The sequence below is a fragment of the Sphingopyxis sp. Root154 genome (assembly GCF_001427105.1).
Lineage (GTDB): Bacteria > Pseudomonadota > Alphaproteobacteria > Sphingomonadales > Sphingomonadaceae > Sphingopyxis.
Window position 1 is genome coordinate 1279705 of sequence record NZ_LMGI01000002.1, and the last position, 11605, is coordinate 1291309.

An 11605-nucleotide genomic window follows, 5' to 3' on the forward strand; every position below is an offset into this window, starting at 1 on the left:
GCAATGGGCGGCCCCGCATGGCCTCCCAGCCGTTTCTGGCAATATTGGGCCCTCGCGGGCATGGTCGTGCTCACGGCTGCCTTCTGGTGGGGTGTCGAGGGCTATGCGCTGGCGCAGGGCGATGCTCCGCGTGGACAGATTGCCGATGGCCTGCTGCGCTTTAGCGTATTGATCCTGACCCCCGCGCTCGTGCTCGCATGGCTTGCCGCCGCATGGCTGCGCCGCCGCGTCGGCGAGGGTGGATATTGGCAGATGCTGGGGTTGGTCGCGATGATCTGGGCGGGGTCGGTTCTGGTGACAAGGATGCTGGTGGCATGAGCACGCGAATCGAAAGCGACAGTATCGGCGAGATCGAAGTTTCCGCCGACGTCTATTGGGGCGCGCAGACCGAACGCAGCCGCCACAATTTCGCATTCCCCGCGCACGAGCGCATGCCGATGCCGATCGTCCACGCGCTCGCGCGGATCAAGGGTGCGGCGGCGCGGGTCAATCGCAGCCATGGGCTCGACGGCAGCCTCGCCGACGCGATCGACGCCGCGGCTGAGGCCGTTGTCGCCGGCCGCCATGACGACCAGTTCCCGCTCGCGATCTGGCAGACGGGCAGCGGCACCCAGTCGAACATGAATGCCAATGAAGTGATCGCGGGCATCGCCAACGAGGCGCTCGCCGGGACGCGCGGCGGCAAATCGCCCGTCCATCCCAACGATCATGTCAACATGGGCCAGTCGTCGAACGACAGCTTCCCGACCGCGCTGCATGTCGCGGTCGCGGTCGAGACGACCGCGCGGCTCCTGCCGTCGCTGATCGAGCTGACCGACGCGCTCGCCGCCAGGGCGGACGCATGGAGCGATATCGTCAAGATCGGGCGCACCCATTTGCAGGACGCGACGCCGCTGACGCTGGGCCAGGAGTTTTCGGGCTATGCCCAGCAGCTGGTCGCGTGCCGTGCGCGGATCGAGGGCGCGCTCGCCCACGATATCTGCAAGCTCGCGCAGGGCGGCACCGCGGTCGGCACCGGGCTAAACGCGCCCGCAGGATTCGACGTCGCGATCGCCGCCGAGCTGTCGAAAAGCACCGGAATTGCGTTCGAACCCGCATCCAACAAGTTCGAGGCGTTGGCATCGAACGACGGGCTCGTTTTTTTCTCGGGCGCGCTCAACACGCTCGCCGTCGCACTCACCAAGATCGCGAACGATATTCGTCTGCTCGGCTCGGGCCCGCGCGCGGGGCTGGGCGAACTCGACCTGCCCGCGAACGAGCCCGGCAGCTCGATCATGCCGGGCAAGGTCAATCCGACGCAGTGCGAGATGCTGACGATGGTCGCCGCGCAGGTCATCGGCAACCATCAGGCGGTGACCGTCGGCGGGCTCCAGGGCCATCTCGAGCTAAACGTGTTCAAGCCGCTGATCGGATCGAACGTGCTGCGCTCGATCGAACTGCTGGCGATCGGCATGGCGGGCTTCACCGAACATTGCGTCGTCGGCATCGAACCCAATCGCGCCCGCATCGACGAGCTGATGAACCGTTCGCTGATGCTCGTCACCGCGCTCGCGCCCGAGATCGGCTATGACAAGGCCGCGAAGATCGCGAAGCACGCGCATGAAACCGGCAGCACGCTGAAAGAAGCCGCGCTCGATCTCGGCTATGTCGACGGCGAAACCTTCGACCGCGTCGTCGATCCGCGCACGATGCTGGGCCCCGAAGGCTGAGCGGGAACCCGCGGGGCCTTCCGGGGATTGATTAGGGGAAGGAGAGATGAAGATGATCGGTCGTATCGTAGGCGGCGTTCTTGGAAGCGCTATCGGACGCCAGAAGGGCAATCATCCCATGGCCGGTGCAGTCATCGGTGCAGGCACGCTGTTCGCGGCGCGGCGCCTGTTCCCGCAGCGTTACGCGGTCCTCGCGGCGACGGTCGCGGCGGGTTATCTCACCAAGAAATGGGCCGAGCGGGCCGAGGCCCGCAAGGCGGCGGCCGAGGCGCATGCGCTCGACTCCGAACTCGCAAATGCGGGCGTGGTCGACACCTATGCCGGGACTGCGAAAGTGCCGACCGACGGGCAGATGATGGGCGATGCCCTGCCGCCCGCGATCCCGGTCGAAGGGCATGCGCGCAGCAGCTCGCTACACTAAGCGCCGGCCTGCCATTCCTTGATCGCCTCGACCGGCGAGACCAGCATCAGCACGTTGAGCGTCAGATTGTCGCGGATCGTCCAGAGCGTGAAAAGCTCGAAGACGATGGCTAACGCCACCGTCACCCACCAGCGCATCTTGCTGGCGGCGACGAAGCCCAACACCATGAACAGCGTGTCGCTCACCGAATTGAGCACCGAATCGCCCGAATAGCCGAACGCCATCGTCACTTCGCGATAGCGATCGATGATAATCGGCGAATTTTCGAGGATTTCCCACGCGCCCTCGACGCCGATCGCGATGGCGAGCGGCACCCAGAGCGGCCGGTGCGGCAGAATCCAGCGCAGCACGCCATAGAAGATGAAGCCGTGGATCACATGGCTGAAGCTGTACCAGTCCGAAATCTGCTGACTGTTCTGGTTCGACTGGACGCTGCCGTGCCACAGGCTGATCGTACCGCACGGACAGATCGGCGGGCGGCCCATGCCGAGCAATATCGCCGCGAGCAGCGCGACCAGCGCGGCGGCCACCAGCCATCCGGTTCGTGAAATTTCTGCCATGCCCGGCTCCCCCCTGTTCCACGGACGTGGAACCCGCATACGACGCTTGACCCGCGCGGCTGCTTTGGCGAATAGCGCCCATGGCTGAAAGCGTCCACCTGAACCGCCGCGGCGTGTTATTCGTCCTCTCGTCGCCCTCGGGCGCGGGCAAGACCACCATCTCGCGCATGATGCTCGAAGCCGACAAGGATATCGCGCTCTCGATCTCCGCGACGACCCGCCCGCCGCGTCCGGGCGAAATCGACGGCGTCCATTATCATTTCGTCGACACCGAAACCTTCAAGAAGATGGCCGCCGACGGCGAATTCCTCGAATGGGCCCATGTCTTTGGCCATCGTTACGGCACGCCCCGCGCGCGGGTCGACGAACTGCTCGATGCGGGCAAGGACGTGCTGTTCGACATCGACTGGCAGGGCGCGCAGCAGCTGTATCAGGAGGCCGGTCCCGATGTCGTGCGCGTCTTCGTCCTGCCGCCGACGATGGAGGAGCTCGAAAGGCGCCTGCGCTCGCGCAACACCGACAGCGACGAGGTGATCGCCGCGCGCATGGAACGCGCCGCGAACGAGATCAGCCACTGGGACGGTTATGACTATGTGCTGATCAACGACCATGTCGAAGGCTGTTTCGATGAGGTCCGCGCGATCCTGCGCGCCGAGCGATTGAAGCGTCGCCGCCAGATCGGCCTGATCGGTTTCGCGCGCGATCTGATCCGTTCGGTCCCCGACGCCGACAAGAATCTCTAGACTGGCTTCACCAGATTGGCGTTGAGTTCCGCGACCATCTCGGCGCGGAGCGGTTTCGCCTGTCCATCGGTGCGGCACACGACGACGGTGTCGCACGTCGCTATCGGCCGGCCATTCTGGAACATCGCCTGCACGATCGTCCAGCTCGAGGTGCCGAGCCGGCCGATGCCCGTCGCGATCTGCACCGGGTCGGGGAAATTGCCCTCGGCAAGATAGTTGATCTCGACCGCCGCGACCATCGTGCGCTCGTTCGCGGGACGCTCGTCCCATGGGCGAATTTGCCGGTTGAGCAACACACGGCCGCTCTCGAACAGAACGGCAAAGGCCACATTGTTGAGGTGGCCGTTGATGTCCATGTCCTGGAAACGCGTCTGCAAATCGATGCAGACGGGGTAGCTGGCGGCATCGAGCCGCCAGCTTTCCGGTTTCGGCATGTCAGCGCGGCGCCATGCGGATGCCGCCGTCGAGGCGGACGTCCTCGCCGTTGAAATAGCCATTCTCGATCATGCACATCGCGAGATTGGCATATTCCGCGGGGACACCGAGACGCTTCGGGTTGAGCACCGAGGCGCCGAGCGCATCGCGCACCGGCTGCGGCGCGCCCGCGAGCAGCGGGGTGTCGAAGATGCCGGGCAGGATCGTGTTGACGCGGATATTCTCGTTGCCAAGATCGCGCGCGATGGGGAGCGTCATACCGACGACGCCGCCCTTCGATGCCGAATAAGCGGCCTGACCGATCTGGCCGTCCTCGGCCGCTACGCTAGCGGTGTTGACGATCGCGCCGCGCTCGCCGTCTTCCATCGGATCGAGCGTCAGCATGCCCGCCGCCGACTTGGCGATGCAGCGGAAGGTGCCGACGAGGTTGATCTGGATGATCCAGTTGAACGCATCGAGCGGGAAATGCTTGATGCTGCCGTCTTCCTTGCTGCGGCTCGCGGTCTTGATCGCGTTGCCGGTGCCCGCGCAGTTGACGAGGATGCGTTCCTGGCCGTGCGCTTCGCGCGCCTTGGCGAAGGCGGCGTCGACCGACGCGTCGTCGGTGACGTTGCACTCGCAGAAAATGCCGCCGAGTTCGGCCGCGATCGCGAGGCCCTTTTCTTCCTGCAGGTCGAAGATCGCGACCTTGACGCCCTTCGCGGCGAGCGCGCGCGCGGTGGCCGCACCGAGGCCCGAAGCACCGCCAGTGACGACGGCGGAGACGGTGGAATCGAGTTTCATGGGTTTCTCCTGAAAAAAGCCCTCCCCTTCAGGGGAGGGTTTGGGTGGGGATGTCGGGGACTGCCAACGAACAGGCCCTCCGCCGACCCCTCCCGCAAGCGGGAGGGGAGAAGTTTTAAAGCCGCTCGATGATCGTGACGTTGGCCTGACCGCCGCCTTCGCACATCGTCTGCAGGCCATATTTGCCGCCGGTCGCGTCGAGCACGCCGAGCAGCGTCGCCATTAGCTTGGTGCCCGAAGCGCCGAGCGGGTGGCCGAGCGCGATCGCGCCGCCATGCTGGTTGATCCGCGCGGGATCGGCGCCGAGATATTTGAGCCAGGCGAGCGGCACCGGCGCGAACGCCTCGTTGACCTCATAGGCGTCGATGTCGCCGATCGTCATGCCCGCCTTCTTGAGCGCGCGTTCGGTCGCGAACAGCGGCTCTTCGAGCATGATCACCGGATCGCCCGCGGTCACCGAAATATGGTGGATGCGCGCGCGCGGGGTCAGACCATGGTCCTTGAGCGCCTGTTCCGACACAACAAGTGCCGCCGAGGCGCCATCGCAGATCTGGCTCGCCGACGCTGCAGTGATCGCACCGCCTTCCTGAAGCAGCTTGACGCCGGCAATGCCCTCGAGCGTCGCATCGAAACGGATGCCTTCATCGACCAGATGGAGCTGACGGCCCTCGGGCGTGTCGATCTCGACGCCAACGATCTCGCGCTTGAAATGCCCTGCCTCGGTCGCGGCGGCGCCGCGGCGATGGCTTTCGAGCGCATAGGCGTCGAGGTCGTCCTTGGTGAAGCCATGCTTCTTGACGATCATCTCGGCGCCCATGAACTGGCTGAACATGATGCCGGGATATTTTTCCTCGAGCCGCTCGGACTTATAATGGCCGAGCCCTTCCTTGATAAACAGGGTCGCGACGGTGCCCATCGGCACCCGCGTCATGCTTTCGATGCCGCTCGCGAGCACGATGTCCTGCGTTCCCGACATCACCGCCTGCGCCGCGAACTGGATCGCCTGCTGCGACGAGCCGCACTGACGGTCGATGGTGACCGCGGGGATCGAGTCGGGGAGCTTCGAGGCGAGCACCGCGTTGCGGCCGAGATCCATCGTCTGCTGCCCGCCCTGCGACACGCAGCCCGTGATGACGTCGTCGATCGCCTTGGTGTCGAAATCATTGCGGTCGGCGATCGCGTCGAACACCGCGGCGCCGAGGTCGACGGGATGGACGCCCGCGAGGCGGCCGCCGCGCTTGCCGCCCGCGGTGCGGACAGCGTCGACGATATAAGCAGTAGCCATGGGAGAATTCCTTTCCTGCGATTTCAAACGATCAGAGTTTCCGCCCGATCAGTTCCTTCATGATTTCGTTCGTGCCGCCAAAGATGCGGGTGACGCGCGCGGCGCGCCAGGCGCGGGCGATCGGATATTCGTTCATATAGCCCGCGCCGCCGTGAAGCTGGAGGCATTTGTCCATGACTTCCCACTGAAGCTCTGTGTGCCACAGCTTCGCTCCGGCGCCTTCCTCAGGGGTGAGTTCTTTCTTCAAATGCCGTGCCAGCGCCCAGTCGAGATGCGCCCAGCCGACCTGCAGCTTGGTCTTGAGATCGGCGAGCACGAAGCGCGTATTCTGGAAATCGAGGATCGGCTTGCCGAACGCCTTGCGATCGCGGGTGAACTCGACCGTGTCGTCGAACGCGCGCTGCGCCGACGCCTGCGCCGACACCGCGATCGACAGGCGTTCCTGCGGCAGCTCGCTCATCAGATAGATGAAGCCCTTGCCCTCTTCGCCGAGGCAATTGGTGATCGGGACGCGGACATCGTTGAAGAACATTTCCGACGTATCGGCCTCGTCCTGCCCGATCTTGTCGAGGTTGCGCCCGCGCTCATAGCCTTCGCGGTCGGCCTCGACGAGCACGATCGACACGCCCTTCCACGCCGGCTGGACCTCGGTGTCGGTCTTGACGCAGACGAGGATCAGGTCGGCGTTCTGGCCGTTGGTGATATAGGTTTTCGACCCGTTGATGACATAATGATTGCCATCCTTCTTCGCGGTCGTGCGCATCCCCTGAAGGTCGCTGCCGGTGCCCGGTTCGGTCATCGCGATCGCGGTGATCACCTCGCCCGACACCATCTTGGGTAACCAGTGCTTCTTCTGCTCCTCGCTGCCATATTTGACGATATAGCTGGTGACGATGTCCGACTGAAGCGAGAAGCCCGTCGTGGCGCGGCCATAATAGGCGCTTTCTTCATCGACGACCGCATTATAGCCGAAGTCGAGCCCGAGCCCGCCATATTCCTCCGGCACCGTCGGGCACAGCATGCCGAGCTCGCCCGCCTTCGGCCAGATATCCTTGGGCACGATGCCGTCCTCGGCCCATTTGGCGGCGTTCGGGGCGATTTCCTTTTCGAGGAACTGGCGCACGGTCGAACGGAACGCCTCATGATCCTCGGTGTAGGCGGAGCGCGAGAGGTTATCGAGCGACATAGTGTTCCTTTCCCTTGGAGCGGCCGAACGCAAGCGGGGAGTCGGCCGCATCTTTCCCGGTCAAAAGACCTTACGTTTACGTCCACGTCAAGTAGAAAGACGTTACGGCAAGAGACTCTTTCGTCGTCCTGTCTTTCGTCGCCATCCCGGACTTAATCCGGGGTCCATCGCTGCATAGCGTGAACTGAGGAGCACGGTCTCCGTGGACTCCATGGACCCCGGATCAAGTCCGGGGTGACGAAAGGCGGGATGAGCGTTCCCTTGTATGCCGCATAGCGAATAGGTTTGCAGCCGCTGGGCAGCATCGGCGGCGCGCGCTAAGACCGGTTCCATGGTCCAACTGCTTCTCGATGCCGGCGCCCTGCTCGGCGAATCGCCCTTCTGGCACGCCGCCGAAGCCCGCCTTTATTGGGTCGACATCGATGGCCGCAAAATCCATCGCACCGATCCTTTGAGCGGCGCCGACGAGGCCATGGAACTAACGGAGCAGGTCGGCTGCATCGCGCCGCGGGCGGGCGGCCGCCTCGTCGCGGCGCTCGAAAATAGCTGCGCACTGATCGACGCATGGGGCGCCGCGCCGCGTCCCTTTGGCCCGGCGGTGCTCGCCGACAAGCCCGAACAGCGTTTCAACGACGGCCGCGTCGACGCCGCCGGCCGGCTGTGGGTCGGCAGCCTGACGAGCGACAAGACGAACCCCGCCGCGACGCTGTATCGGCTCGATCCCGACGGATCGCTGACCGAAATTTTCGGACGGCTGACGACGAGCAACGGGGCTGCGTTCAGCCCCGACGGCCGCATCTTTTACCACGCCGACACCCCGACCCACGCGATCCGCGCCTATGACGTCGACCCGGCCGCGGGCACGCTGGGCAACGGCCGCATCTTCCACCAGTTCGAATTCGGCAACGGCCGCCCCGATGGCGCCGCCGTCGATGCCGAGGGCTGTTACTGGTCGGCGCTGTGGGACGGCTGGCGCATCGTGCGCTTCTCGCCCGCAGGCGAACTCATCCAAACGGTCGAGCTGCCGGTCCAGCGCCCGACGATGATCGCCTTTGGCGGACCCGATCTCAAGACCGCGTTCGTCACCAGTGCGGGCAAGAATCTGACCGACGAGGAACGCAAGGCGCAGCCGCATGCGGGCGGCGTGTTCAGCTTCCGCGTCGACGTTCCCGGCCTGATCCAGCAGTTATTTGGCGCCTAGGCGGCTTGCACCCCGCTGTCACATAAGGTTAAGACGGCCCCCGACATGGTTTCGTCCGAAACCTTATCCTCCGGGGAGATTTATCGATGTCGCGCACCGCGCAGCCTTTTGCCCGTCATTTGTCGATCATGATTGCATCCACCGCGATGATGGTGGGTTATAGCCAGATGACCACCGCAACCGCCCAGCCGATCGTCCCGCCTCCCGCCACCGCGCTGGCCGACAAAAACCCGATGCTCGCGCCGTGGACCGGCCCCTACGAAGGGGTGCCGCCATGGGACAAGATGGACCCCGAGTTGTTCCCCGATGCCTTCGTGAAGGGCATGGCCGAGACCAAGGCGGAGGTGCAGGCGGTAATCGATAATCCGCAGGTCCCGACGTTCGAGAACACGCATGTCCCGATGATGCTCGCGGGCGACACGATGGACCGCCTCTTCGCGCTCTGGGGCGTGCAGACGTCGAACAAGTCGAACGACCGCGTCGAGGATATCGACGCCGAGTGGAGCCCCAAGCTCACGACCTTCTACACCGAGCTGTTCCTCGATCCCAAGCTCTTCGCGCGCTACAAGGCGGTGTACGACAAGCGGAACAACAGCGGCCTCAACGCGCAGCAGATCCGCATCGTCGAGCGCAGCTATGACGAGATGGTCCGCGACGGCGCGAACCTGTCGCCCGCGAACAAGACGAAGCTGGTCGAGATGAACTCGAAGCTCGAAGGTCTGTTCTCGGCCTTCTCGTCGAAACTGCTCGGCGACGAGAAACTCTACACCTTCGTCACCGACAAGGCCGAACTCGCGGGTCTCGAACCCGGCTTCGTCGCCTCGCTCGCCGCGGCCGCCGAAGCGAACGGCAAGCCCGGCCAGTGGGCGATCAAGAACACCCGCTCGTCGGCGCAGCCGGTGATGCAGGGCGCGACCAACCGCGCGCTTCGCGAGCGCGTCTACAAGGCATTTATCAGCCGCGGCGACAATGGCGACACGAACGACACCAATGCGACGATCGTCGAGATATTGAAGCTGCGCCAGCAGCGCGCCGAACTGCTCGGCTTCCCGACACACGCGCATTACCGCATGGCCGATACGATGGCGAAGACCCCCGAAGCCGCGATGGGCCTGATGATGAAGGTCTGGCCCGCCGCAGTCGCGCGCGTGAAGGAGGAGGTCGCCGACATGCAGGCGATCGCCGACGCCGAAGCCAAGGCCGGCAAGGGGCCCAAGATCACCATCGAACCGTGGGACTATCGTTTCTATTCGGAGAAGGTCCGCAAGGCGAAATACGACCTCGATGAAAGCGAAGTGAAGCCGTATCTCCAGCTCGACAAGCTGCGCGATGCGATGTTCTGGTCGGCCGGCCAGCTTTATGACCTCGGTTTCCGCGAAAATACGGGCACGATCCCCGTCTTCGATCCCAAGGTTCGCACCTTCGAGGTCTATAATCTCAAGACGAACGAGAATGTCGGGGTCTTCTACCTCGACAATTTCGCGCGCGACGGGAAGCGCTCGGGCGCGTGGATGACGACCTATCGCAGCCAGCAGACGCTCGGCGGCGAGCGCAACGTCCTCGCCTCGAACAATAATAATTTCACCGAGGCTGCGAAGGGCGAGCCGACGCTGATCAGCCTCGACGATGCGACGACCCTGTTCCACGAATTCGGCCACGGCATCCATTATCTGCTGCAGCACATCTATTACCCCGCGCTCGCGGGGGTGCCGCGCGACTTCGTCGAATATCCGAGCCAGGTGAACGAGAATTGGCTGATGACGCCCGAAGTGCTGTCGAAATATGCGACGCACTACAAGACGGGCGCGCCGATGCCGCAGGCGCTGGTCGACAAGATCCTCGCCTCGGACAAGTTCAACCAGGGCTTTTCGACGGTCGAGTATCTGGCGAGCGCGATCGTCGACATGAAACTGCACGATCGCAAGACGCCGCCGGCCGACGCCGACAAGTTCGAGCGCGAAACGCTCGCCGAAATCGGCATGCCGAAAGAGCTGGTGATGCGGCACCGCCTGCCGCAATTTGGCCACCTGTTCAGCTCGGACGCCTATTCGGCGGGCTATTACAGCTACCTCTGGTCGGAAACGATGGACGCCGACACCTGGGCGGCGTTCACCGAGGCAGGCGGCCCGTGGGACCGCAGCGTCGCCGACAAGTTCCGCACCATCCTGCTGATGACGGGCAACGAGACCGACCGCGCCGAGGCGTATCGCGCTTTCCGCGGCCGCGATCCCGACGTGAAAGCGCTGCTGAAAAAGCGCGGCTTTCCGACCGAGTAGGTGAACGATACCGGGAAAGCAAAGGGGGCGATTTCGCCCCCTTTGTTTATCCTAATTCGCCTTGTTCTTCATGCTCAGGGCTGCGAACAAGTGTCCAGTCGACAACGTTCCCGTACGGAGTTCCCACTCGGGAGCGATCCGCGCGAGGAAATAGTTCCAGCTCTCCGGACTCCAGAAGTTGATGTGGCCCGCGTAGGAGTCGAACTCCGCATGATACTCGTTGGCGGGGAATTGATCTTTCCGCCCATCGGGAACCGTCAATATGAGCGTGCCGGTGGCGGACACAATATCGAGCAGACGCCGGACGACGGCTTCGGGATCGACCGTGTGCTCAAGCACTTCCATCAGGAACACCACGTCATAGCGCGATGACCGAGGAAGATCCGAGAGCGCGCTGAAGAACAGTTCGGCGTCCGGACAGGCGCGTTTGGCCATCGCGAGCTTCACATCGCTGATGTCGCATCCGAAGAGCGAGGCTTCCGGATATCTTGCGCGCATGAGGCGCAGCAGGCTCCCTGCGTGGCACCCGATGTCCAGAACCCGCTTGCCCGCGATTTCCACCTCTTCGGCATCGCATTGATCGAGCAGGAGGCGAGCCATCGCAAGGCGGCTTGCATCGAAATAGTCCTCCAGAAATTCCGGTGTCGGCCATTCTCCGGTCAGCGCGTTGTGCTGCACCACGGGAATTATCTCATGGAGCAAGCTGGCAGAGTGGCGCGCGTCGGCTGCGGTCGGCCGATACCGCATGCCGGATTCTGATCTTACAATCCTGTAGCCGCTGCGCGCGAACATGGATTGAACCAGTTTTTTGCCCTGGAGCATCTGTCCTCCTTCGCGCTCGAGCGCGTCAGTTGTGGAAGTCCGAACTTGAGTATGCCTCGATGCTGCCGCAGCCGGCCGCTATGGGCAACCACACCGCTCGCCACACATCCCGGTCTGAACACGATCGAACCCGACTCCGGCCGTTGTGCGAGCTTGTCGCAGCGAAAACCGGCGTGAGCGTCTG

The 11605-nt window shown here is 63.9% G+C and carries 12 protein-coding genes; 6 read left to right on the forward strand and 6 right to left on the reverse strand.

The window, feature by feature from the left end; all coding sequences use genetic code 11:
- Nucleotides 1-3 precede the first annotated feature (3 nt).
- From ASD73_RS11865 to ASD73_RS11875, 3 genes are read left to right on the forward strand one after another with little or no spacing between them, the layout of a single operon-like run.
- Nucleotides 4-318, forward strand: a complete 315-nt coding sequence (locus ASD73_RS11865; protein ID WP_056372563.1) for a hypothetical protein — start codon at nt 4-6, stop codon at nt 316-318.
- Nucleotides 315-1709 (forward strand): class II fumarate hydratase, encoded by a 1395-nt coding sequence (gene fumC / locus ASD73_RS11870; protein ID WP_056372565.1) that lies wholly within the window; start codon nt 315-317, stop codon nt 1707-1709. Before ASD73_RS11865 ends, fumC begins: the two co-directional genes overlap by 4 nt.
- A gap of 52 nt (nt 1710-1761) precedes the next feature.
- Nucleotides 1762-2130: a hypothetical protein gene (locus tag ASD73_RS11875; protein WP_235534349.1), complete on the forward strand. Its 369-nt coding sequence runs from the start codon at nt 1762-1764 to the stop codon at nt 2128-2130.
- Here ASD73_RS11875 and ASD73_RS11880 read toward each other — a convergent pair.
- On the reverse strand, nt 2127-2690 hold the full coding sequence (locus ASD73_RS11880; RefSeq protein WP_056372568.1) for a DUF2585 domain-containing protein: 564 nt from the start codon (nt 2688-2690) through the stop codon (nt 2127-2129). The two genes, ASD73_RS11875 and ASD73_RS11880, sit on opposite strands and share 4 nt — an antisense overlap.
- Nucleotides 2691-2770: 80 nt before the next feature.
- Here ASD73_RS11880 and gmk point away from each other — a divergent pair, with 80 nt between their 5' ends.
- Nucleotides 2771-3433: a guanylate kinase gene (gene gmk / locus ASD73_RS11885; RefSeq protein WP_056372570.1), complete on the forward strand. Its 663-nt coding sequence runs from the start codon at nt 2771-2773 to the stop codon at nt 3431-3433.
- On the opposite strand, the gene ASD73_RS11890 is transcribed toward gmk, so the two are convergent.
- From ASD73_RS11890 to ASD73_RS11905, 4 genes are all read right to left on the reverse strand, one after another.
- Entirely contained in the window at nt 3430-3867 is a 438-nt protein-coding gene (locus ASD73_RS11890; RefSeq protein WP_056372572.1) for an acyl-CoA thioesterase, read from the reverse strand. The two genes, gmk and ASD73_RS11890, sit on opposite strands and share 4 nt — an antisense overlap.
- A gap of 1 nt (nt 3868) precedes the next feature.
- Complete coding sequence (locus ASD73_RS11895; protein ID WP_037516562.1) at nt 3869-4651, reverse strand: SDR family NAD(P)-dependent oxidoreductase; 783 nt, start codon at nt 4649-4651, stop codon at nt 3869-3871.
- A gap of 115 nt (nt 4652-4766) precedes the next feature.
- Nucleotides 4767-5936, reverse strand: a complete 1170-nt coding sequence (locus ASD73_RS11900) for an acetyl-CoA C-acetyltransferase (protein ID WP_056372575.1) — start codon at nt 5934-5936, stop codon at nt 4767-4769.
- Nucleotides 5937-5967: 31 nt separating this feature from the next.
- Nucleotides 5968-7122 (reverse strand): acyl-CoA dehydrogenase family protein, encoded by a 1155-nt coding sequence (locus ASD73_RS11905; protein ID WP_056372577.1) that lies wholly within the window; start codon nt 7120-7122, stop codon nt 5968-5970.
- Between the two features lie 331 nt (nt 7123-7453).
- Between ASD73_RS11905 and ASD73_RS11910 the strand changes: the two genes are divergently transcribed.
- Nucleotides 7454-8323, forward strand: coding sequence for an SMP-30/gluconolactonase/LRE family protein (locus ASD73_RS11910; RefSeq protein ID WP_056372579.1), 870 nt, complete (start codon nt 7454-7456; stop codon nt 8321-8323).
- 128 nt (nt 8324-8451) lie between these two features.
- Nucleotides 8452-10599 (forward strand): M3 family metallopeptidase, encoded by a 2148-nt coding sequence (locus ASD73_RS11915; protein WP_235534350.1) that lies wholly within the window; start codon nt 8452-8454, stop codon nt 10597-10599.
- A gap of 51 nt (nt 10600-10650) precedes the next feature.
- Here the strand turns inward: ASD73_RS11915 and ASD73_RS11920 are convergent, their stop codons facing one another.
- Nucleotides 10651-11421 carry a class I SAM-dependent methyltransferase gene (locus tag ASD73_RS11920; RefSeq protein ID WP_082521501.1) on the reverse strand — a complete coding sequence of 257 codons (771 nt, stop codon included), beginning with the start codon at nt 11419-11421 and terminating at the stop codon, nt 10651-10653.
- Nucleotides 11422-11605: the final 184 nt, after the last annotated feature.